The 25,911-nt window shown below is 57.5% G+C and carries 27 protein-coding genes and 6 pseudogenes; 16 read left to right on the top strand and 17 right to left on the bottom strand.

Annotated features, from left to right (window positions below):
- Window positions 1-89: 89 nt before the first annotated feature.
- From C468_RS01645 to C468_RS17410, 7 genes and pseudogenes are all read left to right on the top strand, one after another.
- Window positions 90-629, top strand: a complete 540-nt coding sequence (locus tag C468_RS01645; protein WP_008847133.1) for a hypothetical protein — start codon at window positions 90-92, stop codon at window positions 627-629.
- 355 nt (window positions 630-984) lie between these two features.
- Window positions 985-3,804: a RecQ family ATP-dependent DNA helicase gene (locus C468_RS01640; protein WP_161609716.1), complete on the top strand. Its 2,820-nt coding sequence runs from the start codon at window positions 985-987 to the stop codon at window positions 3,802-3,804.
- A gap of 293 nt (window positions 3,805-4,097) precedes the next feature.
- Window positions 4,098-4,373 carry a hypothetical protein gene (locus C468_RS19295; RefSeq protein WP_394295466.1) on the top strand — a complete coding sequence of 92 codons (276 nt, stop codon included), beginning with the start codon at window positions 4,098-4,100 and terminating at the stop codon, window positions 4,371-4,373.
- Window positions 4,340-4,480, top strand: coding sequence for a hypothetical protein (locus C468_RS19290; RefSeq protein WP_394295467.1), 141 nt, complete (start codon window positions 4,340-4,342; stop codon window positions 4,478-4,480). The genes C468_RS19295 and C468_RS19290 overlap by 34 nt, the downstream gene beginning before the upstream one ends.
- 325 nt (window positions 4,481-4,805) lie before the next feature.
- Window positions 4,806-5,624: pseudogene (locus C468_RS01630) on the top strand (tubulin/FtsZ family protein); the annotation flags it as partial.
- Between the two features lie 78 nt (window positions 5,625-5,702).
- Entirely contained in the window at window positions 5,703-6,623 is a 921-nt protein-coding gene (locus tag C468_RS01625; RefSeq protein ID WP_080510596.1) for an IS5 family transposase, read from the top strand.
- Between the two features lie 33 nt (window positions 6,624-6,656).
- A pseudogene (locus tag C468_RS17410) lies at window positions 6,657-7,016 on the top strand (cell division protein); the annotation flags it as partial.
- A 12-nt stretch (window positions 7,017-7,028) separates the two neighbouring features.
- Here the strand turns inward: C468_RS17410 and C468_RS01615 are convergent.
- The 3 genes and pseudogenes from C468_RS01615 to C468_RS01610 all read right to left on the bottom strand — a co-directional run.
- Complete coding sequence (locus C468_RS01615; RefSeq protein WP_008847128.1) at window positions 7,029-7,829, bottom strand: SWIM zinc finger family protein; 801 nt, start codon at window positions 7,827-7,829, stop codon at window positions 7,029-7,031.
- Entirely contained in the window at window positions 7,826-8,083 is a 258-nt protein-coding gene (locus C468_RS17405; RefSeq protein ID WP_080510591.1) for a HepT-like ribonuclease domain-containing protein, read from the bottom strand. The genes C468_RS01615 and C468_RS17405 overlap by 4 nt, the downstream gene beginning before the upstream one ends.
- Window positions 8,004-8,252 (bottom strand): annotated as a pseudogene (locus C468_RS01610) (transposase); the annotation flags it as partial. The gene C468_RS17405 and the pseudogene C468_RS01610, both read right to left, overlap by 80 nt.
- A 107-nt stretch (window positions 8,253-8,359) precedes the next feature.
- Between C468_RS01610 and C468_RS01605 the strand changes: the two are divergent.
- The 3 genes from C468_RS01605 to C468_RS01600 all read left to right on the top strand — a co-directional run bounded on the left by C468_RS01605 (window position 8,360) and on the right by C468_RS01600 (window position 11,974).
- A complete protein-coding gene (locus C468_RS01605; protein ID WP_049911861.1) occupies window positions 8,360-8,611 on the top strand; it encodes a hypothetical protein in 252 nt (83 codons plus the stop codon).
- A gap of 45 nt (window positions 8,612-8,656) precedes the next feature.
- Complete coding sequence (locus C468_RS17400) at window positions 8,657-10,297, top strand: transposase (protein WP_161609715.1); 1,641 nt, start codon at window positions 8,657-8,659, stop codon at window positions 10,295-10,297.
- A gap of 294 nt (window positions 10,298-10,591) precedes the next feature.
- Window positions 10,592-11,974 carry an ATP-binding protein gene (locus C468_RS01600; RefSeq protein ID WP_008847126.1) on the top strand — a complete coding sequence of 461 codons (1,383 nt, stop codon included), beginning with the start codon at window positions 10,592-10,594 and terminating at the stop codon, window positions 11,972-11,974.
- Between the two features lie 194 nt (window positions 11,975-12,168).
- On the opposite strand, the gene C468_RS01595 is transcribed toward C468_RS01600, so the two are convergent.
- The 4 genes from C468_RS01595 to C468_RS18330 all read right to left on the bottom strand — a co-directional run bounded on the left by C468_RS01595 (window position 12,169) and on the right by C468_RS18330 (window position 14,283).
- Window positions 12,169-12,837 (bottom strand): restriction endonuclease, encoded by a 669-nt coding sequence (locus C468_RS01595; RefSeq protein WP_008847125.1) that lies wholly within the window; start codon window positions 12,835-12,837, stop codon window positions 12,169-12,171.
- Window positions 12,830-13,075 carry a hypothetical protein gene (locus C468_RS17395; RefSeq protein WP_080510590.1) on the bottom strand — a complete coding sequence of 82 codons (246 nt, stop codon included), beginning with the start codon at window positions 13,073-13,075 and terminating at the stop codon, window positions 12,830-12,832. The genes C468_RS01595 and C468_RS17395 overlap by 8 nt, the downstream gene beginning before the upstream one ends.
- Window positions 13,076-13,860: 785 nt before the next feature.
- The gene (locus C468_RS01590) at window positions 13,861-14,070 is read right to left on the bottom strand and encodes a hypothetical protein (RefSeq protein ID WP_008847124.1); all 210 of its coding nucleotides are present in this window, start codon (window positions 14,068-14,070) and stop codon (window positions 13,861-13,863) included.
- Between the two features lie 51 nt (window positions 14,071-14,121).
- Window positions 14,122-14,283, bottom strand: a complete 162-nt coding sequence (locus tag C468_RS18330) for a hypothetical protein (protein WP_161609714.1) — start codon at window positions 14,281-14,283, stop codon at window positions 14,122-14,124.
- A 281-nt stretch (window positions 14,284-14,564) separates the two neighbouring features.
- Here C468_RS18330 and C468_RS01585 point away from each other — a divergent pair, with 281 nt between their 5' ends.
- Both C468_RS01585 and C468_RS17385 read left to right on the top strand, forming a co-directional pair.
- Window positions 14,565-14,867: a type II toxin-antitoxin system HicB family antitoxin gene (locus tag C468_RS01585; protein WP_049911860.1), complete on the top strand. Its 303-nt coding sequence runs from the start codon at window positions 14,565-14,567 to the stop codon at window positions 14,865-14,867.
- A gap of 17 nt (window positions 14,868-14,884) precedes the next feature.
- A pseudogene (locus C468_RS17385) lies at window positions 14,885-15,121 on the top strand (type II toxin-antitoxin system HicA family toxin); the annotation flags it as partial.
- A gap of 462 nt (window positions 15,122-15,583) precedes the next feature.
- Here C468_RS17385 and C468_RS01580 read toward each other — a convergent pair.
- Window positions 15,584-17,194: a transposase gene (locus tag C468_RS01580; protein ID WP_008847122.1), complete on the bottom strand. Its 1,611-nt coding sequence runs from the start codon at window positions 17,192-17,194 to the stop codon at window positions 15,584-15,586.
- A 198-nt stretch (window positions 17,195-17,392) separates the two neighbouring features.
- On the opposite strand from C468_RS01580, the gene C468_RS17380 reads away from it, so the two are divergent.
- Window positions 17,393-17,770: a cupin domain-containing protein gene (locus tag C468_RS17380; RefSeq protein WP_008847121.1), complete on the top strand. Its 378-nt coding sequence runs from the start codon at window positions 17,393-17,395 to the stop codon at window positions 17,768-17,770.
- Window positions 17,771-17,854: 84 nt separating this feature from the next.
- Here C468_RS17380 and C468_RS19285 read toward each other — a convergent pair.
- The 3 genes and pseudogenes from C468_RS19285 to C468_RS01575 form a co-directional block, all read right to left on the bottom strand.
- Window positions 17,855-18,061: pseudogene (locus tag C468_RS19285) on the bottom strand (GTPase); the annotation flags it as partial.
- Window positions 18,054-18,236, bottom strand: coding sequence for a 30S ribosomal protein S14 (locus C468_RS17915; RefSeq protein ID WP_008847120.1), 183 nt, complete (start codon window positions 18,234-18,236; stop codon window positions 18,054-18,056). The gene C468_RS17915 and the pseudogene C468_RS19285, both read right to left, overlap by 8 nt.
- A 35-nt stretch (window positions 18,237-18,271) precedes the next feature.
- Window positions 18,272-18,583 (bottom strand): annotated as a pseudogene (locus C468_RS01575) (NAD(P)-binding domain-containing protein); the annotation flags it as partial.
- Window positions 18,584-18,635: 52 nt separating this feature from the next.
- Between C468_RS01575 and C468_RS01570 the strand changes: the two are divergent.
- From C468_RS01570 to C468_RS18460, 3 genes are all read left to right on the top strand, one after another.
- Window positions 18,636-19,922 carry a GTP-binding protein gene (locus C468_RS01570; RefSeq protein ID WP_008847118.1) on the top strand — a complete coding sequence of 429 codons (1,287 nt, stop codon included), beginning with the start codon at window positions 18,636-18,638 and terminating at the stop codon, window positions 19,920-19,922.
- 2 nt (window positions 19,923-19,924) lie between these two features.
- Window positions 19,925-20,191, top strand: coding sequence for a hypothetical protein (locus C468_RS01565; protein WP_008847117.1), 267 nt, complete (start codon window positions 19,925-19,927; stop codon window positions 20,189-20,191).
- A 133-nt stretch (window positions 20,192-20,324) separates the two neighbouring features.
- Window positions 20,325-20,477 (top strand): hypothetical protein, encoded by a 153-nt coding sequence (locus C468_RS18460; protein WP_008847116.1) that lies wholly within the window; start codon window positions 20,325-20,327, stop codon window positions 20,475-20,477.
- Between the two features lie 42 nt (window positions 20,478-20,519).
- Here the strand turns inward: C468_RS18460 and C468_RS01560 are convergent, their stop codons facing one another.
- Genes C468_RS01560 through C468_RS01540 form a run of 6 tightly spaced genes read right to left on the bottom strand, consistent with a single transcriptional unit; the run spans window position 20,520 to window position 25,811 of the window.
- Complete coding sequence (locus C468_RS01560; RefSeq protein WP_008847115.1) at window positions 20,520-20,903, bottom strand: DUF7124 domain-containing protein; 384 nt, start codon at window positions 20,901-20,903, stop codon at window positions 20,520-20,522.
- 1 nt (window position 20,904) lies between these two features.
- Window positions 20,905-22,197, bottom strand: coding sequence for an FAD/NAD(P)-binding protein (locus tag C468_RS01555; RefSeq protein WP_241430965.1), 1,293 nt, complete (start codon window positions 22,195-22,197; stop codon window positions 20,905-20,907).
- The gene (locus C468_RS01550; RefSeq protein WP_008847113.1) at window positions 22,194-23,252 is read right to left on the bottom strand and encodes a metal ABC transporter permease; all 1,059 of its coding nucleotides are present in this window, start codon (window positions 23,250-23,252) and stop codon (window positions 22,194-22,196) included. Before C468_RS01550 ends, C468_RS01555 begins: the two co-directional genes overlap by 4 nt.
- Window positions 23,249-24,025, bottom strand: a complete 777-nt coding sequence (locus C468_RS01545) for a metal ABC transporter ATP-binding protein (protein ID WP_008847112.1) — start codon at window positions 24,023-24,025, stop codon at window positions 23,249-23,251. The genes C468_RS01550 and C468_RS01545 overlap by 4 nt, the downstream gene beginning before the upstream one ends.
- Complete coding sequence (locus tag C468_RS17365) at window positions 24,022-24,243, bottom strand: DUF7511 domain-containing protein (protein ID WP_080510588.1); 222 nt, start codon at window positions 24,241-24,243, stop codon at window positions 24,022-24,024. Before C468_RS17365 ends, C468_RS01545 begins: the two co-directional genes overlap by 4 nt.
- Window positions 24,240-25,811: a metal ABC transporter solute-binding protein, Zn/Mn family gene (locus C468_RS01540; RefSeq protein WP_049911859.1), complete on the bottom strand. Its 1,572-nt coding sequence runs from the start codon at window positions 25,809-25,811 to the stop codon at window positions 24,240-24,242. Before C468_RS01540 ends, C468_RS17365 begins: the two co-directional genes overlap by 4 nt.
- Window positions 25,812-25,911 lie beyond the last annotated feature (100 nt).

The following is a 25,911-nucleotide window of genomic DNA, read 5'->3' as shown; positions in this document are numbered from 1 at the left end:
AGTCCACATCAAAGCCCTACCCTCAACGAGCGAACCCCGTATGGGGTGAGCGAAGTAGGGTAGGGTAGTTTACTTGGATCGCCTATCCTGTGGAGGATGCGCGTCGAGCGAGCCACGCACTCACGACGGACGCCGGTGTCTGGCTTGTCGACCCGGTCGACGTCGAGGGGCTTGACGAGCACCTCCGCGAGGTGGGAGACGTGGTCGGTGTCGCCGTCCTCCAAGATAGACACACACGCGACGCTACGGCGGTGGCGCGTCGACACGATGTCGCTGTTTCCGTTCCGGAGGAGATGTCGCTCACACGCGAGAAACTCGACGTGGACGCAGAAGCTACGGGGTCGGTACTTTCTGGGTCGGAGTACGAGGTTCACGAACTCCGGCTGGACGACGAGTGGGAAGAGGCCGTTTTGTGGAACGCCGAACGCAAGACATTACTCGTCCCTGAGACACTCGGGACACTCTCGTCATTCCGAGATGACGGCGACGCACTCGGGATTCACCCGGCGGTTGAGGAGTCACCACAGGAGCTCGCCGAGTGGGATCCTGATCATATCCTCGTCGGCCACGGCACGAGCATTCACGAGGCGGCAAGTACGGAACTCACGGCTGCTCTCGGGCTTGACTGACGGGAAGGATACCGCCCGACTTGATTGGCGTACTTTATTACACTCAACGGCACTACGATCTGTGACGCAGTACCGTCGTGGTGACATGCCTGGAACCCCTGGTTAATTGACCCTCAAGGACCTGTTCGAAATACTTTGAGTATTGAAATTTTCTCTGTACACAACAAGACCTAAGCCAGTCTACTCACATCAGACAGTAGAGATATTGATGGCAGGCTTAGTTTCGTGTCCAGTTTCTGGCTGCGAGTTCGAAGACACACTAAGTCAGGTCATCCACCATGTCAGTGGTGAGAGTGACTCGGAGCACTCGTGGCCTGCTCTTGGATACCAGCACTCCTACGAGTTCCGTACAGCGATGATTGATGAGCGCGCTGAAACAGTCGATACTGACGACTCGACAGATCAACCAACAGAGCTGACGGACCTTCCTGGCGTCGGTTCCACGCGTGCGACAGCACTCTCGGAGGCTGGCTATGAGCGTGTCGACGAGATCGTCGCAGCGTCGCTCGTTACCCTGACACGCTCAACGGAGCTTGGAGAACGGACCTGCCGTTGTATTTGGGCGGTAGCGAATGAAGCGTATGAGAGCGAGGGAACGCTACTAGCAAACCTCGCAGACGGGCTGGATGTGCCCCGCAATGAGGTTGCTTCAGCGTATGGTGACCTCGCACCTGTCGGGGTGCCACCAGAGGAAGCCGTCGGATCGCTTATTGAGTGGTTCACGCCATCGCCGCTTGCTGAAGCGCTTCAAGACGGTGGCTACTCGATCAGGTACTACCACATGCTGGGTAAGGAAGGCTTCGAGACGCCAGCTGCTGTCACCGACGCATCTGTTGACGCGCTCACTGCGGCCCAGTATGTTGGTGATCGCGTGGCGCCATCCCTCCGTGCGGCTGTTGAAGACTGGACTGAGTCGGATGAAACGGCGACTCAGGGACAAGATCTCGCGACTGAAGAGACTGGCGAGACCCAGACTACTGACTCTGATGACGGGACTGAAGAGGACTCGGAACAATTTGACGAGCCTACCAGCCATACAGATCTTGAAACACCGGCAACTGATTCTACTGGGCATTCGGTTGAAGAGCCAACCGCTCAGCAAGCACAGCCAGACGACACGGATCGAGTGCCGAAAGCCCGAGCACAGGAACTGCTGGAACGAAGTATCGGTCCTGACGCGGAGTTTCGATCACAACAGTGGGAGGCGATCGATCGGCTCGTCAATGACAACGATCGGCTGTTGTTAGTCCAGCGGACGGGGTGGGGCAAGAGTACGGTTTACTTCACGGCTACCAAGCTTCGCCGAGAGCAAGGTGCTGGTCCAACACTCATCGTGAGCCCGCTGTTGTCGTTGATGCACAACCAAGTCCAAGACGCGGAAAATCAGTTGGGGCTCTCTGCGTGGACAATCAACTCCAACAACACCGACGACTGGGACGAGGCAAAGACTGCGGTCGTTGAGGGGGAGTGTGATGTCCTCCTCATCTCACCAGAGCGACTCGCAAATTCGCAGTTCCAACAGGAGATCCTCTTGGAAATGGACGAGGAGTTCGGGCTGCTTGTCGTCGACGAGGCCCACTGTATCTCTGATTGGGGCCATGATTTTCGGCCTGACTACCGTCGGATCCGTCGCATTCTCAACGAGTTGCCGGCACATATTCCGGTGGCGGCAACGACGGCCACCGCCAACGACCGCGTCGTCGATGATATCACGACGCAGGTGCCGGACCTCGATGCGATTCGCGGGGAGTTGGTTCGCGACTCACTTCGGATCCAGACCATTGAGATGGATTCGAAGGCTGAGCGTCTCGCTTGGCTTGCTGAAAATCTTGGTTCCTTCGATGGCTCGGGCATCATCTACTGTCTGACGACTGATGAAGTCGAACTCGTGGCTGAGTGGCTCCAGCAATTCGGTCACGATGTGGAGCCATACTATGGCCGCCTCGACGGCGACCGCCGACGAGAGCTTGAATCCCAGTTGATGGCAAATGACGTCGACGCGCTTGTCGCAACGAACGCACTCGGGATGGGATTCAACAAGCCCGATTTAGGGTGGGTGATCCACTTCCAACGGCCACCGAACCTCATCCGATACTATCAGGAGATCGGGCGGGCTGGGCGGGCGCTCGATGAAGCAGAGGCAATCATGCTGAGCGGCGAGAGTGATGATGAGGTGGCTGAGTACTTCATCGAACAGGCCTTCCCCGAACCGGAGGCCTTCCAGGCGCTGCTTAAGACAATCGAGACCAGCGACACTCAACTCCACAAATACGAACTGCTCAAACACGTCAACGTCGGCTGGGGTGCTGTAGATACCTGTCTCAACATCTTGCGAGTCGAGAATGCCATTTTTAAAGGCGAGAACGGCTACGAGCGGACAGCCAAAGACTGGTCCTATGATCACGAACGTATTGAGTCAGTCACGCAGCATCGATGGGATGAGCTGGATCGAATCCAAAGGTTTGCGACGACCGATACGTGTCTCACGCGGTTCATCGACGATGAGTTAGACGGGTCACTTGAGGAGGACTGCGGACACTGTGCCAACTGTGTTGGTGAATTTGTTCCATCGGCTGTCGAGAAGCGAGAGTTGATCGATGTGGCGGTTGACCACTACAAGGGCACCTCAACGAATGAGATCTCCTCGCGATACTACTTGCCGAAGCAGGATGGTGGCCGCTCCGTGATCGATGATGACCGCAACATGGAGGATGGCCGTGTGTTGGCAACGTTGGATGATCCTGGCTGGGGAGCGCGTGTCAGTGAGCAACGAGATACTGGCCAGTATAGTGCGGAGCTTGTCTCGGCTGCCGTTGAACTGTTCGACGAGTGGGGGCCGTCGCCTGCGCCGGCGTGGGTGACGTCGATTCCGCTGTGGGACGAGACTGGTCAAGTCACAGCGCTTGCCGAGCAGATCGCAGCGACCCTAGAGCTCCCGTATATCGAGGCGCTAGAGCAAACTGATGCGGTACAACCCCGCGAGGAGTTGGCCAACTCGTATCAGAAGCGATGGAACGTCGAAGACACGATGACAGCTACTGATGGTGTTCGGGCCGGTCCGGTGTTGATTGTCAACGATCTTGTCGACTCACGCTGGGCATTTACTGAAGCGGCGTTTGTGCTTCGTGACGCCGGGAGTGGGCCAGTGTATCCGTTTGCCTTGGCAGAGGCCTGAGGGCCGTGTCAGGTGAGCACTATAGCAGTTATCAGGATTTTGCTTTGTTGAATCTGATGACGAAAGATGGACGGCCATCGTTTGTTCATTTCATCCGCGGCCATGGTGGCGAGAGAAGTCGTCGCGAAGGGGCAAACGACTGAAGAGCGTTCACTGCCTCATGCTCACCTGTGTATCGAGCTGGTCACTACGGGACGTCGCTCGTTGCGTACGCCCCTGTTGGGTTTGTACTCACTGCACTCGGTGTTGTCGAGCTTGCCGTCGGCGGCGCAGCCGTCGCTGTTGCCGGTGCCATGATTCCAGATTGGGACCAGCGGGTGCCGTTCATCTCACATCGTGGTCCGACACACACCGTGTGGTTCGCCCTCCTCGTCGGAGCTGTGTACGCTGCTATCGGGGCGGCTCTCGGCTCGTCTGTCGGTGTGGCTGGAGTTGCCCTGTTCAGCTTGGTCGGTGCGCCGTTGGCGTCGCGACGATCGTCGGGCACCTCCTTGACGATGTCCTCACGCCAATGGGGGTCCGGCCTTTCAAGCCGATGTCTTCCGCGTCGTACTCGCTCGACATCGTGAAGGCAGCGAATCCGATCGCGAACTACGCGCTCTTGGTCGTCGGCGTCGCTGTCGTCGTGGCCGCAGTTGGGGCTGGTGGCGCCGTCGCTGGTGTGCTCGGTGTGTGATAGGACCTGAAGTTACCGGAGAATGCCAGTCTTAACCAACAAACCGGGGGATACGTTGGATGTGTTGGTTAAGAATCTACGCCGGATGTGTCGGTCGGGCCGCCGATGGAGAACGGTGGCGGTTTGGTGTTTTGTGTTGGACTTCCACTCAACGCTAACGATGTTAGCTACAGTCCCAACACATGAGAGATGGCCATGGAACCGTTTTTCCAGTGTTTCAGATATTACTATCGACGCACCGTCTGAGACGACCCTCTCAACCCATTATTTTCGATCTTCTAACCTTTATGAGTCCGACCTGCGTATCCACACGTGGTGTGTTCACATGAAACTCGCATTGGTCGGGGTCGGACAGGCGGGTGGGAAGGTGGTCGACGAGTTCCTAGCCTATGACGCACGGACAGGCGCAGATATCGTTCGTGGAGCGATCGCTGTCAACACGGCGAAAGCCGATCTCCAGGGAATCGACCACCTCTCGAAAGACCGTCGGATCCTGATCGGGCAATCGCGAGTGAAGGGCCACGGTGTGGGCGCAGATAACGAACTCGGCGCAGAGGTGGCCGAAGAAGACATCGACGAGGTTCAGGGCGCACTCGACTCGGTGCCAGTCCACGAGATCGATGCGTTCCTCGTCGTTGCGGGACTTGGTGGCGGGACGAGGTCGGGAGGAGCACCCGTGATCGCCAAGAACCTCAGGCGGATCTACACCGAACCCGTGTACGGACTCGGTATTCTGCCTGGCAGCAACGAGGGTGGGATCTACACGCTGAACGCCGCTCGGTCGCTCAAGACGTTCGTCGGTGAGGTGGACAACCTCATGCTGTTCGACAACGACGCGTGGCGCAGTTCGGGTGAATCCGTTGAGGAAGGGTTCGATGCGATCAACGAGGAGCTGGTCCAGCGGTTTGGCGTTCTCTTCAGTGCGGGCGAGATAACCGAAGGAAGCGACATCGCCGAGAGTGTGGTCGACTCCTCGGAGATCATTAACACGCTCAAAGGCGGCGGGATATCCTCGCTAGGCTATGCCGACGTCGAGGTGGACGAACCAGAGCGGAAGGGGTTGCTCTCGCGACTCCGTGGCGATTCGAATGCTGGGATCGACAGTACAGAGGCGACCAACCGGATCACGAGTCTTGTCCGGAAGGGGCTGTGTTGAATCGCCATACAGCAGCGAGGTAGGCCGCTAAATCAAAGGAGTTGAAGCGGGAGAATGCGGTTGTCTATGACGCAAATCTCCCGCTTCATCGGGGAAGTTGTCCCGGTTGCTCAAAGAGTTACTGGCGATGGAGGCGAATCCGCCGCCCCGGAAGGTGGCGGCGGATTCGCCGACTATGCACTCGTTTCCCTTCACTGTCTGCGGATTTACCTCNGCGATGGAGGCGAATCCGCCGCCCCGGAAGGTGGCGGCGGATTCGCCGACTATGCACTCGTTTCCCTTCACTGTCTGCGGATTTACCTCTATTCATCGTACCGCATGACGATCGACTTACTCAAAGAGATGCCACAAATAACTGGGGAGATCGGCCTCAACGCGGCCGATCTCCCCGCGCCGTCCACGTTGTGTAAGGCGTTCGACCGGATCAGTATGAGCGTCTGTCGAGTGCTGCTGCGCCAGTCGGCGCAGCTGCACGATCTCTCTGAACACGCCGCGATCGACGCCACGTTCTACGACCGCTCACCAGCCAGCCGCCACTACTGCCAGCGAATCAGCTACCGCGTTCAAAAACTCAAAGTCACGAAGCTCGTCGATACAGCGTCTCAAGCCGTCCTTGACGTTCACTGCTCAACGAATCGAGACGGAAGCGACGCAGACCTTGCTGAGCAGATCGCCCGCCGGAACGCGGGCGATCTGCGGTCTCTCGCGGCCGATAAAGGCTATGACAAGCAATCGCTTCGTGAAGGATTACGTGAGCTCGGGATCAGACCGCTGATCAAACACCGTATCTTCGCTCCGTACGACCACGCACACAACGCCAGAATTGACGATAACAGCTACAATCAGCGCTCTATGACCGAAACCGTGAACTCGGCTGTGAAGCGCTCGCTCGGCTTCGCCGTGCGAGCGCAGACATGGTTCCGTGAGTTCCGCGAAATCGCGCTGATGTGTGTCGTCTATAACATCAAGCGCTTCGTCAAACAGTGAATCTCTACGCCTTACAGCGATTCAACACAGCCCCGGAAGGCGACTCTCGGTCGGCTCACCTTACCCTGTGAGGTGAAGGGCACGGAGCGAGCGCTGCTTGTGGTTGCCGGCCCACCAGAGTATCTCAACCGGAAAGGAATCGAGCACGGTCGCAAGTGGCTCGAAGAACAGACCGGCTCGATGGAGGTCCGAGGTGGTGACTATCCGCGGCGTGGAGAAGGGACGGTCGCAGCGCTCGTACTGCTCGGCGGCGTGACGAACGTCCCACGAGTGAAAGAGCTCCAACAGGTCGCAATCGAAGCACAACAGAATCTCGGGGAGATCACTGACGAGAGTGAGGTCCGTTTCTCGGAGTTGATGGATAGCGATGGGGAACTGGAGTCACTGTTTTGAGATTGTGGTCGTCTATTCGCGATATCTGCCTTCGAGATCGTCGAGTGCTCGCCGGAACTGCTCGCTGTTGATTGCTGACTCTGTTGCTGCTCGGGTTTCCAAAACACCTGCATACGTCTCGAAATCCTCGGGACTGGGATCAGTCGCCAAGACACAGTCGAGATATCCATCGAGAGCTGTCTGGAGCGTCTGTGCGTAGTGGTCGTAGGAACCGTCGATCTTGGTGAAGTTTTCATCGACTTCTTCGAATATCGCTTGATAGACGGTCGCAGCGGCGAGGTATCGATCACGCTCACGGTACTGTTCAGCAACCTCGAAGAACCGGGAGAAGTCGATCGCTTCGAACACGACCGGATCGGCGTGTTGCTCGAACAAGCCTCCGATCTCCTCGCGGTACTCATCGACCGATTTCTGCTCGTCACCGAACTGGGCAAGAAACTGTTCGCGGACCGTGCTGTGTGTGGCGAGTGTATCGAGAACGAACGCACGCAACTCCTCGACGGGTACGTCCGCCAGAACGGCTTCGATACACTCGCTCTCGTCCTCTGGTGGGTTGTCTGCGATAGTGAGTAGCACCGCGACGACGTGTTTGCAGTCGCCTTGGCCGTCGTATGGACATGTACACTGAGTCTCGAGGCTTCGGCCACCGAATTTGACAGTCACGTCGTACGGGTTCGACCCAAGGACAACCGCCGTCACGAGATCGTCGAACCGATCAAGTTGTTGTATCCGTCCCTCTCTGCGATAGGTTTGCCCCCGCTCAAACACGGGATCGGTACATCGGTCTTGGATGGTCTCTTTATCTACGTTCATTCGAATTTCCGAAAGCCGATCGTGGCAACGAGCGTGTCGGCTGTCTCTTCGTCGATGACGCCCTCACGATCAAGTGCTCGAATCGCGCCTTTGGATGTTGTTCCATCGAATCCGAACTCCTGCGAGGCGATGTGTTGAGCGAGATCAGCGGACGCCTGAATCGCGTTTTCGAACCTTTCGGTCGTCGGCGTTTCGCGCGTTGTACGGAGCGACTGGTACGACCCCTGCGGCCAGCAGGTGGTCGTGCCAGTCAAGCGTATCGTAGGCGCTGTGACCGATCATCCAGATCGGCTTGGCGACGGCGATCGCGTCACGTGTGACGCGCATCGCTGTCTCCTCTGTCGCTTGTTTACTCTCTGTGAACTCCGCCGCGGTCGGGATCTTCTGTCTGGTCGAGACGATCGTACATCCGTAGCCGTAATAGCAGTACTGTCCGATTTATCGCTATGTTTGAGTTCTATCGCATGTTTGTCAGTTCTGGTGAAACATAACCGAATTGTATAATAAACCTGGGTAAGACGCGTTCCCTAATGGCGTTTGAGCGCACAGATTCCTGCGGTGACGAGTTGCCACCCACATTCGACGGCGTCGAGCCGGGTTTTGATCCACTCTCTTCGGTATCCCTGTCGCCCACCTATGATGTTGACCGATGGGACGCAAAAAACCAAACCGTGGAGCTTGGCGGTGAAATCGAATACGACGAAGAGACCGAGAAATACCTCTGGGCTCTGCGGCATTTTGAGTTACGAATAGCCCCTGCGTGTGACGAGATTGCTGATTAGGACGCGTTAGATCAGCGCACACAACGGATGTACCGTGCCGGTATCTTGAAGGAGTTCGTTGGTGGGTACCGTGAACTCGAGGCCATCCTCGAACAGGGGGGTCCGGTTGCGCGTGAAGCCGGCTTCACCCCCCGCGATGGGACAAGCTATTCGACACTTTCAGGGGCTATCAGCGATTTCGACGCCGAATTTCTCTCTACGGCTGCACGCTACAGTCACAACGCAGCGCTCTATGCGTTGACCACTCGGGGGCGCTCCTTCGATCGGGCTCCTGTATACCCCTCGAAGCCACGCGCCTATTACTTGGAAAACGATGAAGAGTGGACAGTTAGCATGGATGAAAAGCTGGATCAGGCAAGTCAAATCCTCGCTAAATATATTGCTCTGGTTGCCCCTTGTCTCCGGTTCGATCGTGATCGCTTTGCCCCCAACTACCAGTACTCGATTGGGGATGTCTACCGGTTGTTCGCGCATCTAGCTATCGAGCAATGTGCCGCAAAAAACGGAGCCGAACTGCTTGATTGGCTCTCTCCGTATAACACCCCCTCGGCATCAACGCTGTCAGAGTACATCCCACGTCCAGGTACGCCCGGGGGGTACGAAGTAGAGGACCTCGAACGAAAATTTATCGACGCGACGTGTCGCCTACTTAAACGGGACACACTGGCGTTATCCTCGCCGATCCACCTAGCTTTTGACCTCACAACTGTTGGCTGGTATGGAAAAGAAAACAGATGGGTAACTGGATCCATCAAAAAAGATAATACTACAGAATTTTGGCACTATGCTGTTTTGTCGACCGTTTCACCGGGTCAAAACTATATTTTAGGTGTCACTCCTATCAAAGATCGAAGCGAAAAAGCCGAGGCCCTCGATCGGATGGTACGTTACCTTCGTGAAACCGATTCGTTTGAGTTCGGACGCATCTACATGGACAGCCAGTTGTCCCAAGCAGATATCGTCACGAAGTGCCGAGAACACGACTTACGCTGGATGATACAGGCTCCAGAGAATAAGGCGTACTCCAATATGGCGAAACGTGCCGTTCCTGGAGAGCCAGACAAAGTCACGGGCCTCACATTCACCGCGTTTAATGCGGAGTCGCAGACGTTTAACGCACTTATCGCTCCAATCCCCGAAGAGGAAGTTGGGCAAGAGCAAACCACACCGAACACGAAACTCACCCGCGGCCCCGATCGTACCTCATGGGAGGATGCCTCCGGGAAGAGTGGCTCAAAAGCTGCTGACTCCGAGACAGACTCGACAATGATACTCGATGGATATGCGAATCGCATGCCTCCGGCCGAGACAACACCTGATACAGATACTGATGCGGAAAATGGCGACAGTGACACACATACGGTCTGGATTACAGATCTTGACGTCGACGAACGGGACATCGAGGGTCTAAGCTATCAGTATCGAAACCGATGGAAGATTGAGACGGCCATTCGCCAGCTCAAGCATACCTTTCAGGGGCAGTGTCGCTCGTCGAACCGACTGGCTCGAACAGTCTACTTCGGTGCTGCGCAGTTGTTTTATAATTTCTGGGTTGCGCTTAATCACGAACTCCCGTATCACCTCGGTGACCCGGCTGGGTTCAGGCTTACTGGTCTGGAAACGCTACACGCATTCCGCAAAGCCGATTTTTCACAGGGGACGACAGGAAACAACTTAATAATCTGATAGTATTCTAATATTGTTCCAAACTGGCCACTACTGCTATGGCGCGCTCGACAGCCCAGATTGTCGGTCACCGGAACCACTGAGATCGCCAAATTCCCGATGGTGTCATAGAACAGCTCATACACCTCGTTGACTAACTCGTGGATCGCTCAGTACAGGGGATATATCGATTGATCAGAGCGTTCTTTCTAGATCGAGGAGGCCTATAGGTATGAGTAATAGACAATCTGAAATTAGCCTATTTTGAGATAGGCTATTCGGAAGTATTATTCTTCATCCAGACGGAGAGGATGTATGGACCACTTCGTGGATCGGGATGATGAACTCTCTCGGCTACGCGGATGCTACGAATCCGACGACGCCGAGATGGTCGTGGTTTTCGGTCGGCGACGTCTCGGGAAGACACAACTCGTCCAGCACTCGCTCTCCGACCGTGACGACGCAGTCGTCTATCAGGCCACGGAGACCACTTCCCAAATACAACTTGACGAGTTCGTCGATGTCGCCTCCGAATCGTTCCCGGGGATCACACAAATCAAACAGAACTGGGAACCGCTGCTCGGATATCTGGGAGATCAGGACGCAATTGTGGTTCTCGACGAGTTCCCCTATCTCATCGACGCCGACGAGAGCCTTCCCTCGGTCATTCAGCGACTGTGGGACCAGCGGCTCCAGAACACGTCGGGGACGCTCGTGCTGGTCGGATCATCGATCAGCATGATGGAGGAAGCGACGCTTCTCGGAAACAGTCCACTGTACGGACGATTCACGGAACGACTCGACCTTCGGCCCCTCGATTTCGCTGCCGCACAGGAGTTCGTTCCGGACGAGTATTCACCCGAAGAACGGATTTTCGCGTGGGGGATCTTCGGTGGCGTTCCGTACTATCTCGATGGCGTCAATCTCGGACAGAACCTCGGAACAGTTCTCACCGAGGAAGTGCTCTCCCAGAAGGGATATCTCCATAACGAACCAGAGTACGTGCTCCGCACCGAACTCACGGACCCGAATCGATACTTTGCGATCCTTACCGCCATCGCTGCTGGAAAGACAACGTCGAACGAGATTGCTCAAGCGATAGGAATCGATGGGAAGCAGATATCGACGTACACACAGAAGTTAGAGCGTCTGCGTCTCATCGAGCGGGAGGTTCCGATCACTGAAGAGAAGGCGAAGTCACGCCGGGGACGCTATCGAATCCTCGATCCCCTGTTCCGGTTCTGGTTCCGTTTCGTCTACGGCAAGGAAGATCGATACGAACGGCTCGGGGAGAATGCCTACGACGCGGTCATTGAGCCGGAACTTCCGGATTTTGTGAGTCACGAATTCGAGAGACTTTGTCAAGACGCACTCCCTGGCCTCTACCCCGACGAAACGTTCCTGGATCTCGGGCGATGGTGGTACAAGGAACACGAGGTTGACGTCGTCGGATTCACCACGGACGGGACGATGGTCGTGGGGGAATGTAAGTTCACGAACGCACCGCTTGACTACGGAGCTCTCGCCTCGCTTGAAGACCATGCCGCCGAGATACGCTGGACGCCGGGCGGCGATGAGCGGGTCACTGAGTACGCCTTATTCACCCGGAATGGTGTGACACAGTCTGTTCAGGAAGCTGTGTCCGAACGCGATAACATACAACTGTTTGAGCTCGGAGATATTATCGAACACGCGTAGGGGTGCCATCAAACACGAAGAAGGAGAGGGGTTCGATAGCTGATGATTGGAATCGAGCGAGTCATAGAACCGCCTAGTCGATTCGATATAAGCAACGTAAGATCGCCTAGAACGCCTGGTTACGTTCTTGAACTGTTCTTTGTGATTTGGTGGAAAATATCCTTTCTGTGCCACCCCACTCTACGACGATGTTGCTAGCGTGAGCCGTTGAAGTCGTACTCGGCATCCGCGGCCGGGACGTACGCATCGTTGCCGTCGCGATCTGGCACGTAACACGGGCTGTTGCTACTGGCATAGAATACGGGCGCTTCGACATCGCGGGTGGACTGCCGCATGAGGATGGGTGGCAGCGGCCTTCTGAACTCACGCACGGAGGGTTCTCGCCGCGTACGAAGCGTTCCCCGCGGCGGCCGGTGTTCAGTAAGCGGGGGCAGTGAGTCTGCAGAGAGATCCTCAAGCGTGAGGATCCGGACATCAAGCATCTGAGCAAGCGCCCACGCCCGGTTCGTGACGCCCCACGCAACAATGAGGACAGGCATCGCCCGCGCGAGCAGCGCTCGGTGAGAGATGTCGGCGACTGCTTGCCGCTCGACGAGTTTCGTGTGCCAGTCTTTACACTCGGCGACGAGGTAATCAGCCGGGTCGTTCTGGAGCGTTTCTCTGCGGGCGACGACGTCCGTCTCGAGCCCGAATAGGTACTCGTTCCGCATTGTCCGGTAGCCCCACCGCTCGAAGGCTTCAGCGGTCTCGCGTTCAAGCCAGCGGCCGCTCGTCGGGTCGTGCTCGAGGCTATCGTCGATTGGCTTGTCGCGGTCGCCGAGCGCGTCGAGTTCATCAGAGAGCTCATCGAAGAAATCACTCATCAGTTGAAACCCCCGTGGCAGCGGCAGCGCGCACGGCCGTATGTTCAAGCGCTGTTGCGATCGCACGGGCTTCCGTTGGAGTGAGTTCGGCGAAGGTGACACCCCAGTTCCCGCCGACACTAAGCATGAGTTGTGATGGGTCGTCATCACAGAGCGCCACCTGAATCTTTGCCTCTTCCTGGGTTAGCGGACGGTCACGGATGACGTCAGTTTCAAGATCGATTGCTGGGCGGCTCATTGGGATGTACCGTCTGTCGGGAGCAGACTCGGTAGGTTGCGAGGCGACGCGGCCTTCGGCGGATGCGGTATCGTCATGGTTGATTTTATGTTGTTGATTGCGAACGAATTGTCTGGTTGGTGACCGTCGTTCTGGTAGTTGAACGGATTGTGGCTCACGTGGTCGACCCATACTATCGTCGGGGGTGCTGCCGGGTACTTGTCAGTCAAAATTGATTCTATGTCCTTGACGAGAGTCACAAGCCCCCGCGTTGAACTGGTATACATGGGTTCGTGCGTATCCACGGACCCCATGGCCAACTATTGGCGCAGATTGGCCAGCGTCTTTTTGCGCACAGCGCGTTGTCATCAACGGCCGACTGGGTCCGTGAGTATAGCGTGAGAGCTCTAATATATTAAGTATTAGCCTATATGGGCTATTTATTGGCTCAAATGGGCTATTCAGGGAACACAACCAGCGTAACTAACAAAGGTCCCATTAGATGTAGCGAAAATGCGGCCTACTCCGGGGTGGATGACGATGACTGATCTAGTCATCTTGGAGTTTCTCAACGACTACGATCTAGAACTTGCCCCGAAGCCTCTTTATCGGAATTTAAATCGGCACGGCCACAACATCGGGTACTCTACAGTACGGGGACGGTTGCCAGAATTAGCTGATAAAGGACTCTTAGTGAAGGACAACGACGGATATTACCAACTATCTGATCTCGGCCGAGAGTATCTCGGAGGCGAGGTCGACGCCGACGAGTTAGAAGATGCGTAACAGTCGATTTCGATAATTGTTCACTGGTCGTGGATTTTGTCGCCTCTACCCTCATCATCTGGTAGTTGTGCCTTGTCAACGTCGACGATGGTCGCCCTTTCAGGCGGTACGATATCGAGTTTAGCAGCGCCGCGCTCGATCTCTAGGGGCGTCGTCCCCTCAGCATCGGCGAGCAGTTCGGTGAACTCCTCGTCCGAGATCATGTCGGCGTCGGAGGATTCACGGCTCATACCACGTTTTACCCAGTGTGAAGAATAAACGTAGCGTCGACCTCGGGTAGGTCAGTCTTCCCGCTCCCACCATTCATCGATTTCTTGCGCGCTGATGTCCACAGTTGCGGTGATCCCGCATGAGCAGTGAATGCCGACGGTGCCGGGGTGTATCGTGATTGGGCCCTTCTCTTGTCCACAGCCCGGGCAGTTGACGCGGAAGATATCGCCCATACACACTGATCCATGTGGCCCGGGAAAGCCGCTCTGCTCAGTCTTAACCAACGACCGGTGGTAGAACTGCCGGGTGTTGGTTAAGGCTGAAACCACAGGACCTGGAGGTGATGGAGTCAGTATTCAAGACATTTTGGCTAATCTGTTTCAGATAGACCTCCTGCGAACGTGACTGACATCAACTACAGGGTACGCATACGTCTCGGTTGTTGAGTCGATTCTGTGCCGAATGCCGCTCAACGGCCGAATGGTTATCACGCCGCTCAGGTAACATGGTGATAATGAGCACCGAAACGAGTACGAACGACGACGTCCGGAGTGGGCGAACGATTACGCTCACCCAGGCGGACGACGGCTGGTGGGTCGCCCGTGACGAGGCGACTGGTGTCGCAAGCCAGGGTGAGACACGGCAAGATGCCCTCGACAATCTTGACGAGGCAGTCGCACTTCACAAGGGAGAAACTGGTGACTCGGTCGACAATTGGGAGGAGGAAAAAGAAGTGCTTGAGGAACTTGGTATCGATCCTGATGAAGTCCAGCAGGCTCGCGACGAGCACGATGGCCTCCCCGAGTTCATGCAGTAAGTCGGAGGGGAGCGCCTGATTTTTCTGGACGCGATGCTGTCAAAGCACTCTCGAAGAATCGTTTTGCTATCGTTGATCGGACCGGCAGCCACGTCAAGCTTCGATACGAGCACCCGACAAACGACGACGATGTCCGTGTCGTCTCCGTCCCGCAACACGATCGGATCCGAACTGGAACACTACGTAACATCTCAGACCAGTCCGGAGGGGAAGACTTCGAGAAGTGGTGTCAGTGGATCGACCGGCAGTGCTGATAGGTTACTCAATTTAGACCACCACTAGCTCGGATATCGTTGTGTGGGTCCACTGCTCGGGATAGTCTTTCTTATCCCGGAATCTGACCATACCCTCACCGGAAACCCAGTATCCACCACGCTTACACCTGCGAGAAGCCGTTCTTGTCGTCCTGAATCAGGGGGTCAGACCGCCGAAGATACACTTCGATAGTGGAGTGTTTGCGGGAGACACCTCATTTCGTCTGTTTGTATAGTGTATGTCGCAATACGGAATCGCTATTTTTCGCTCTCCACAGTTTCGGAGGATAAGCCAGTCTTGGGTTGAATAACTATCTATTCGTGGTCATCATCACCACTCAAGCACCGATTTTGAATCCTACTGGTCGAACTACCGAGAAATCGTAAGAAATTGTATGGATTTTAGCGCTCCTGAATAGGGTTGCCACTCCCGAACGGCAGACTCAGCGAGAGCTCAGCCGATTAGTCGTGCGGGATCAACGCCGAGGCAACGAGTTCAACACATTCACCCGCAGTCAACACTGGTGCGTAGTCCATCTCACCTTCCACACCCGCTTTCAGCAGGAAGTCGGTGAGCCGCCAGATATTGTACAAGAGGACCGCGAACACGAAGTAGAATAGGCGAACACGGTAATCTTTCGAGGAGGTCTTCGCGAGAAAGTCGCCCTTGATCGATTTGTACTCACTCTCGATCTGCCACCGGCGGCTGTAGCGCTGACAGAACGTCTCGGCTTCCTCGGGACCGACTCGAAGATTCGTCGCGAAGACAGCCGTTCCCTCCCCACTCGTCGAGGGCACGTACAGGAGCCGCATTGGATGCGATCCAGATTCCACATGGACAGAAGCCGACTCAACAGCCACCTCTTGGTCGTCTTCCTCCATTTGTTTGAGTATATCCCGTTCAGAGCTGGAGATCCGCTTGGGAATGAGGTAATTCACATCGAGGTTTGAGAGCGTCTGGAACACTTGTATCGAATCGAACTCTCGGTCACAGAGTACTGTCTCGATCGGAACGTGTCTTTTCGCTCGTCGAACGAGTCGCCGAACAGTACGATGGATCTGATTCGACGGGTTGTCGTCCCATCCAGAACTTTCTCGAACCGGTTCCACGGCAAGAACGAGCGGGATATTCTGTCCGATGATCGAGAGCGTTGCGAACTTGAAGGCCCGACTGTCTCTATCCTTCGTACCGCTGACCATCGACATCCCTTCGACATCCCCGTAATAGGGGATAGTCGTGATGTCGATCGCAGCTGTCACCGGCCGACGGAACGATGCTTCGGATTTGATAACCGAAAGCAGCCGATCGGCCACTCTATCGAATCCATCGATCAGTTCCCCTGGCGCAAACTGTTTGATCGTTCTAAGATACGTATCGCCGTGTGGACTGCTGTCCGAGCCGTGTCGATACTGAAACCGAGCCGCTCCTTGCGGCGTCCCGCAGTTGACCATTCCCATGAACGTCTGCAATTCGAAGAACTGCGTGTCTTCGTAGGTCGTGTTCGCAGCGCGACCGGAATCAAACTCATCGAAGCCGTGATAACGAGTGAGTCGAGTCGTCCGGTAGATTTGCTTGTCGGAGAATTCACACCCAGCCGTCTCATCATCAGTGGAGGGGTCCACTTCGTCGACGATCTCTGCTTTCGGCCGGACAGCGGGAGCTGAAAACTCGCGGTCGTGAGATTGTTTAATGACGAAGTGCGAAGCAATCTGGACGAACTCCCGAACGCCGTCGTCGAAGCGTTTCCGCCACGTTCGGGACAACACGGATTCATCGGGGATGTGTTCCAAATCGAGTGGCTCGGCGAGTTCTTGATACCGAGCCAGCGCTTGATAGCTCTCACCTGTGGCCTCTCGGTAGATGAGGAGCCGAACCATCCCGAGAAAGGAGTGTGGAGCAGGATGCCACTCTGGATAGCTATCGTTGAGGTATTCTGTCTGGATTGAACTATCTGCAACGCTCAATAGCAGGGAGTCACCTTCTCGCAACTGTTCAGTGATTTCGATTCCTGTGTTGTAGGCGTCGGTCATCCGGCAGGCACGGTCAGAAAGCGGGTCCAGTGACTCCGCCATTAATTCTCGATAAGATTGGTTCGACAAAAGTGGCCGCGGAAACGTCTGTTCTGTGGCGCTACCCGCGGATTTAGATACTGCTCGTCTACACGACGATCTCGGACTACTAGAAAAGCGAATGTTATTATTGCTATCACTATTATCAATAATAGCCAATTCGACATAGAGCATTAATACTTTCATCTCGGAACTTCTGGTATGAGCTATCGGAAGGTGAATTGCGAGGACGTCGAACAGGTTTCAGATGCGAAGCATTTCCTGAGTGAACCGCTCGGCTGTCGACAGGTCGGCGTAACCTTCTCCCGATGTCCACCAGAATGGAACAGCGAACCACACGACCACGTCGATGACGAGCACGAGGAAGTCTACGTGTTGGTCAGTGGGACTGCCGAAGTTCGAGTTGATCAAGAATCGGTTCCTGTTGAAGAAGGAGATGCTGTCTGGATTGCGCCCGAGGCAACGAGGCAGATCAGGAACGGTGAGGGGGTAAGTGCCTTCGTGCTGATTAGCGCTCCCAAATTCGATTCCTCCGAAAGTTCAGATGATGCTTGGAACCTCACTGGATTCCACGGATGATCCTCTGTCACCCGACTGCGTCGTCGGCTCTTGCGGTCTCCACCTGCTGAAAGGATTCATTCTTCGGTTGTAGATATATCGAATATCTAGTACGTCACCTGACTCGTCAGACTCGTATCGCTCGACGTCGACGGTCGTCCCACGGACGTTTCCGGTTGTCGGCATCGTCCCGGAGAGTCCAGCGACGAGTTCCGACTTCCCGACATTCTCCTTGCCGACGACCACGACAGATTCCTTCCCGTCGTTCTCGGTCGATGGGACGTTGTCAGGGAAGTTCCGTGCGTCAGTCATATTTTTTGAACCCCATCTTCGGAGCCAGCTCCCGAAACGATTGTCGGCAGAGCCAGATGTCGTACTTACCGACGAGACCTTGTTCGCGTCCCGTCATGCGGCAGACGTGTCGGTCGTCTCTCGAATCGTTCAGCTGATCGATCCCACTATCTTTCTGCGGAGTATCTCGTGTCATGATTAGCAGTCGCACATGTCGGATTCGCAGTAGGACAAGTCCTCGAGGAACATGTTCTTGTCAGGATACTCTTCGAGCGCAAATGCGGGCGAGGTGTTAGTGGTGACGGCGTTGAGGTCGCGGCAGCCGAAGCTGTTGCTAGGAAACGATGGCGTGATGAGGCGCATTTCTTCTGGCCACTGTAGGAACGCCGCCCCGACTTCGCCTCGCTCGAGGATGGCGTAGGAGCCGAGACCCAGATCCGCGAGGACGGCCCCAAGACCGACGCCTGCGGCACCTGCCCCGACAATCGCTACGTCGAGCGACTCGTGTTTACGGGCTTCTTCGGATGTCAATGTTAACAACATAGGGTAGTAGATAGCTAATTATAAATAATATACGCTCTAGTCTTAATAACAGATGAGTCGAGAGACGATTCCCGTCACCGTGCTGAGCGGCAACCTCGGCGCGGGCAAGACGACCGTGCTGAACAACCTCCTGAACACGCGAACGGACCTAGACGTCGCGGTCCTCGTCAACGACATGGGCGAGGTGAACGTCGACGCCGAGCGCGTCGCCGAACACTCGGACATCTCGGAGGACGACGAGGACCTGATCGAACTGTCGAACGGCTGTATCTGCTGTGAGCTACGCGGCGACCTGCTGGACGCGCTCGCGAAGCTCGCACAAGCCCGCGAGTTCGACTACTTGGTAATCGAATCGACGGGCGTCGCCGAACCGTTGCCGGTCGCCCAGACGCTCACCATGGGATTCGACCAGGGAGACCTCGACCCCACGGAGTTCTACGAGGAGACCGGCATCGAAGTGATGGACTACTACGAACTCGACACGACCGTCACTGTGGTCGACGCCCACCTGTTCTGGACAACGTTCGATTCGAAGGAATCGCTGATGGACGGCGACACCGAGAAAGACCTCGGAAGCCTCTTGATCGAACAGATCGAGTTCTGTGATGTCCTGCTGTTGAACAAGTGCGACCTCGTCGACGAGGAGACGCTCGGCGAGATCGAAGAGATGATCGAAGTGCTGCAACCGCGCGCGAAGATCATCCGAACCGAACACGGCGCGGTCGATCCCGGCGAGATCCTCGATACAGGACGGTTCGACTTCGAAGCGGCGAGCCAGTCCGCGGGGTGGCTACGGGAACTCCAGCAGCCGCACGAGTCCGCCGAAGAGGAACACGGCGTCACGTCGTTCGTCTACACGTCGCGCCGTCCGTTCCACCCCGAGCGGTTCGCCGATCTGCTCGACTCGTTCCCCGCGAACGTCGTCCGCTCGAAGGGTCACTTCTGGCTAGCGGGTCGCGAAGAAATAGCACTCGGATTGAACGTCGCGGGACGGTCGATCCGAGTTGGGTCGGCCGGTGATTGGATTGCGACGCTCCCGGAGAACGAGCGCGAGAGCTACTTCGAGGCCAATCCGGAGCTCGAAGAAATATGGGGCGACAAGTGGGGTGACAGGGGGACCCAGCTCGTGCTCCTCGGTACGGACATGGACCACGACGCGCTCCGCACCGACCTCGATGCGGCCCTGCTGACCGACGAGGAAATGGACGCCGACTGGACCGCCTTCGACGACCGGTTCCCGACGTGGGACGACGGAGACTCCGCCACACCTGAAGAGGGGACCGAGGAGCCGACCGAGACGACCGACGACGGCGCCGAAGAGGTCGGCCTCGCGGACTGACGATGTCCTCGCCACGATCCCTCTTCCGGACTGTCGTCAACAAGAACGCACCGCACGAGACCCGTAAAGCGGCGATCGGCGAGCTCGCCGAGATAGACGCGACGACACAGCTTCGCGTTATCGTCGTCGCAGACGGCCTCACCGGGTCGGTCCGCCGGAACGCGTTGAACGCGCTCGGTCGATGCCGAGCGACGAGAGAACTCGGTGCGCTGGTCGACGATGCGAGCCTACCGACAGCGCTCCGAGAGCGGGCGGACCAGCTTCGGTAGCGCTCGGTTCGTTGGGTTTCGTTTTGAGCTCGGAAGTTAGTTAGTAAGCGGTCCAAGTTAATATTCTAAAGCAGCCAACACAGACCATTTCTTAATAACATTCTTGTATATATGGCTCCGAGTTGATAATGTAATGTCGTACACCTGCTCCAACTGCGATGCACAGTTCCAGAGCGCTGCCGGCGTGACCCAGCACGTTGCGCTTCACCACAACACGTGTGCCGAGTGTAACGAGGAGTTTGAGGAGACCGACGCCCTACGCGACCACATCCACGAGAATCACTGAGCCAGCGGCTCGTCACGAGTTCGCTGGAACTCCACTTCTCTGTCAGGGCCAATCATCGTCGGCTGTTGACACACTCTCAAGCTGCCAGCCTGCGGCCTTTGCAGCCTCCGTCACCGACTGGTAGGCCCAGTCGGGTACCGTCCCTACCACCCCGGCGGTCTCGTCTGTCCCGACGAGCACGTACCGTTCCGTCTCGAAGTGACCGCGGACCGCCGACAGCGCCTCCGCTATCGAACGTGGTCCGGACAGGAACTCTTGGTGGTATCCGGCCTCTCGCACCCGTCGCCGTTCGATGTACGACGGCTCCGAGGAGACGATCCCGACGTGGCTGGTCCAAGTGGTGGCGTCTTCGAGGGCGTGGGCGGGCCGTGCGAGTCGATCGAGTGCGCCAAGCGAGACGGCGAGCGTGAGATCGGTCGAAGCCACGTCACGATCCTCCCCGAGAGCTCATCGGGAGCGGGTCTGTCCGCGCCTGATCTGGTGGGTCGAGAATCCGTTCTGCGGCCCGTCGGGCACCGACAATATTGCGAGCGAAGGGACCGACGCTGGGCTCCGCGAGCGCGCCCGAAACGTACACCGCGGACTCAGTGCCGTCGGTCCGTCTCCACGCGAGGGTTTGATCGTTGAGAACGGGGAATCCCTCGACCCCGCGTGCGAGCGACAGTGACTCGCTGACGCGGCCGACCAACGGCTGCTTGGGAACCGGTTCGAGTCCGGTCGCGAGGACGACGCGTGCGGCCGTCGCTTTCGTGCCGCCGTCGAAGCGGAGGGACAGCCCCTCGTCTGTCGCGTTCGCAGACGTGATTTCGCCTTGCCGGTGTTCAAGCGCACCACCGTCACGCGCTTCGGCCAGTCGTCGTTCGACGTACGGTGGGATCGTGGCGTCGTTGCGGGCGGCTCGGACCCGATCGAGACGGGCCTCCGATCCCGGCGGGAGCGTGTGGATCTCTTTGCCGATGTGACGCCAGTTGATCCAGTGCGGGTCGGCCTCGGTCAGTTCGATTTCCAGTTCGTGACGCGACAGGAGCGTCACCGCGGTCCATTCTGCCAGACGGCAGGCGAGGTGCCCGGCAGTGATACCGCCTCCGACGACGAACGTTCGCCCCTCGAACGCGCCGGGCGTCGCCGGATCGAACGCTTCGTCCCAGACGTGTGCGAGCGGCGCGTCGTCGGGGAACGACCTCGTCCACTCAGGGAGCGTCGGTGTCGCACCGAGCCCGACGGCCAAGACGACGCGGTGGGTCTCAATCGCTCCCGCGTCCGTTTCCACCAGATACGTCTCTGTGCCCGCAGACTGGGTAACATCGGTTACTTTCGACCGATGATGACAGTCGGAAAGCTCACGGCGCTCGATGACGTCGCGAGCGTGGTCGAGAAACAGGCCGAGAGTCGGTCGGTCCGGGTAGTTCTTCGTCGACACGAGTTCGTTCGCTCGGTGGTGTCCTTCCGCGAACGACTCGAGCGAGAACGACTCGGTGTCGATGTGGTGGACGAACGTCGATCGGAGGGTCTCCATGCCGCACTGATTGGCCTTCTTGGCGAACGAAGCGAGTAACTCCTCGCGCGGGTCAAGGATCCGAATCTCGTCGCGCGTGTACTCACCCTCCGTAATGAGGTGGTTTGCGAGGCAAGTGCCGTGAATTCCGCCGCCAACAATCACGTACTCGTAGGGGGGATCACCACTCAGTGGATGATCAGCGGTCAACCTACCGACTGTCACTCTCGTTTTCCTCCGTCGACTTCCAATTCTTTTCGGTGGTGCTTGGACTGACGATCACTGAACCGTTGTACGATCGGGAGCCGATACCCCAACTTTCGACTACTAAGCACGACGGCGTACACGGCAATCGCCGCGACGACGATCGAGCCGCCGGCCGCAATTCCGTAGACGAACGACAGCGTCACACCGGCTATCGCCGCGAACTCGGCGGCGAGGATCGCCAGCAAGATGGATTGCTTGAAGCTCTCGGCGACTTGCGCCGCAGCGGCGACCGGAACGACGAGCATCGCAGCGACGAGGATGACGCCCATGATCTGCATCGCGCTGACGACGACCAGCGCCGTGAGCACGACCATGAGGCGTTTGTATAGGCGGACGTTCAGTCGCGCCGCGCGGGCGGCCGTCGCGTCGAATGTGACGTACAAGAGTGGCCGATAGGCCAGCGTGACGAGGGTACCGACGAGGACACTCATTAACACGAGGATACCGACGCTCTCCGTCGAGACAGTCGCCAAACTGCCGAAGAGGTAGGCGTCGATGCCGACCGCGATGCCACCGTCGGTGGCAGTGATAAGGATGCTGCCGACTGCGAATCCTCCCGTCAGGACGATCGCCAGCGAGGTGTCGCTGTACGCCCCGGCGTGTTCGACGAGCAACTCTACGAGTAGCGCCGTGACGATTGCGACCACGAATGCGGTGAGCAGCGGCGACAGCGTGAGCGAGAAGGCCGAATTGAGGAACAACCCGACGGCGACGCCGGCAAAGGCTGTGTGTGCGAGCGTATCGCTGATCATCGCCATCTCTCGATGAACGAGGAACGTCCCGACGACCGGCCCAATGAGAGCGATACACAACGCAGCTAGGTAGGCACGTTGCATATACGGGTATTCGAGCATCGGCATGCCGAGCAGGTCGGCCAACACGTCCATTCCGGGACCAAAGACGTAGTTGAGGAACCACTCGATAGGGGCGAAGACGTTAACAGCAAAAAGCGGAGTCGCTATCACGTTGTCGAGTGGAACACTCTCTCCGAGGCGACGTAGTGTGAACATCATTTGTGGTCGTGCTGGAGGATGTGTTGGTCTTTCCCATAGGCCTGCGAGAGAGCATCAGTCTCGACGAACTCCTCCGGGTCGCCGTCGAAGAACAACTGACGGTTGAGACAGGCGACATCCGTCGCGTGTGTGGTGACGACACCGATGTCATGCTCGATCAGGATGACGGTTAGTCCGGTCGCGTTCAGGTCATGGATGAGGCCGTAAAACTCCTCTCTGGATTCGGCGTCCACGCCGACCGTCGGTTCGTCGAGCGCGAGCAGATCGGCCTCTGAGGCGAGCGCACGGGCGATAAACACCCGTTGACGTTGGCCACCTGACAGTCGACCGACCCGGCGAGACGCGAGGTCTGTGATTCCCACCTGTTCCAGCGCGTCTTCGATCGCTTGCCGGTCCGCTGCCGAGAATCGACCGAAAAGCCGCCGCGGGTACCGCCCCATCTCAACAACCTCTCGAACCGTGATCGGCATATCGCGCGCCGCCTTCGTCGCGTCCTGTGCGACGTATCCGATCCGTTCACCGGCGTCGAACTTGTGGGCAGGTTCGCCGAACAGCGACACCGTGCCTTCGTCTGGTCGACGAAGTCCGAGCATCAAGTCAAGCAGCGTGCTCTTGCCGCTTCCGTTCGGCCCGACCAGTCCGAGAAAGGAGCCGGGCTCGATGTCGATCGACACCGACTCGAGAACCGGGACCTCTCCGTAGCCAAACGTGACGTCGTCGACGCTGATGAGAGGGTCCCCCGACTGTTGCCGCTCCGTCGTTGCTGTCGTCATCGGTAGTCGTCGAGGTCGACGAACGAGTTCCCGTACGCCGTAATCCAAGTTGTTGTCCGATACGGAACAGCCACGTCCGGCGGATAGATCGTACAGACGGGTCTCTCCGCAGGGCCGACGACCAATGCCATCAGTCCCGAACGAGGGCTCTTGGATGGGCTGGGCTCGGCGTTTCCGTCCCACTCCGGTTCCGTGTCGCCAGACGTGGTGTCGCTCATTCTGCGTCGAGGGCCTGCTTCAGGGTCTCGAGATTGATGTTTTCCATGATCTCAATGTAGCCCCAGCCCTCATCGGCCCACTCCTGGGTCTGTCCGGGAATCGGCGTCAGCGGGAGGACTTCGGTGGCGTCGGTCTCTGCGACGAGCTGGTTCGCCGCGGTCTGGGATTCGAGCGGATCCGCACAGACGTACTGGAGGTCGTGCTCGGCAATGATCTCCTGAGCCCGCTCGATGTCCTTCGGCGTCGGCTGGTCGTCCGGTGACAGTCCCGTCAGCGTGTGTACTTCGAAGCCGTAGCGCTGGCCGAGATACTGGAAGGCGTTGTGACCAGCGACGAACACGACGTCTTTCGAGGCGCCCGCAAGCGCGGACTGGAACGACTCGTCGAGTTCGTCTAGGCGGTTCCGGTACGATTCGGCGTTCTCGGCGTAGGCACTGGCGTTGTCGCCGTCGACGTTGACGAACCCGCTCCGGATGTTGTCGACCGCCTGCTTCGCTCGCTCAGGGTCTAGCCAGAAGTGTGGGTCAGCCCCGCCAGAGTGGTTGTGGCCGTGTTCCTCCTCGCCTTCGTGATCGGCTTCTCCCTCGTGCTCGCCTTCGTGTTCTTCTCCACTCTCGTGGCCGTGTTCACCCTCATGCTCGCCATCACCCCCGTGCCCGTGTCCGCCCGCACTCTCGGTCACTTCGGGTTCGATGACCGACCCACTGCCGTCGGTGAGCGTCGCGTCGAACTCAGCGGGAGCGTGCTGGGCAAAGAGGACATAGTGACCCTCTGTTTCGATGTCGATGGAGAAAGTCGTCTCACCGGAGTCCGCGAACTGGAGGTGATAGAGTGACTCACTGGACGGCGTGAGTGTCTCGCCGCCTTCGACCGGTGTGTGCGTGTCGTGGTCGCCGTAGAGGGCGGCCGCAGTTTCCTCGACGTGGTGAATGCCGTGGTCGCCACCCTCGTCGGTCGCGATGACGGCGAGCTGCATCCTCGGATCGGGGCCCTCGTGGAACGTGTGCGTGTAGGTGCCAGCTTCGAGGTGGTAGAGGCCAGCCCACTCCCAGGGAGTCTCCCCACCGTGATCGTGCTCTCCTTCACCGTCGTGGCCTTCCTCGTGTTCGCCCTCATGATCTCCTTCGTGACCGTGATCGTGGTTGTGTCCGCCTTCGATGAGGTTGATACCAGCACCGGCAGCGACGATATCGACGTCGGCGTCGTCGTCACCGAGACTCGTCACGAGGTCGTCAGCCCACGGCTGGAAGCCCTCCATTCCGTAGAGAAAGAGGTCAGATTCGAGGATTGCTCCCTGAATCTGTGGCCCTGGTTCCCACCCGTGGCCGTGTTGGCCGATCGGGACGAGCGTCTCTGCGGTCGCGGTGTCGCCTGCAACCTGGCTGGCCAAGTCCCCGAATACGAAGAACGAAGACTGGGCTTCCGGCACGGTATTCTCTGTCGCTGTTGAGCCGTCATTCTCCGCCGCGCCGGAATCGCCATTGTTCGATGTACAGCCCGCGAGCGCACCGATGGTTGCCGTACCGAGTCCAGCTGCGATGAGTCGACGTCGGGTGTATCGAGGCATCTATTGATAATAACAACAAACCAGATAATAAAGACTGTGATTTTAGTTATCTGAGTTAATAAGAAACACTAACTGAAATCTGAGTTTAGTAACCGGTGTC

This window comes from Halorubrum kocurii JCM 14978, from assembly GCF_000337355.1.
Classification (GTDB): Archaea; Halobacteriota; Halobacteria; order Halobacteriales; family Haloferacaceae; genus Halorubrum; species Halorubrum kocurii.
This window is presented reverse-complemented; position numbering and strand designations above follow the sequence as displayed.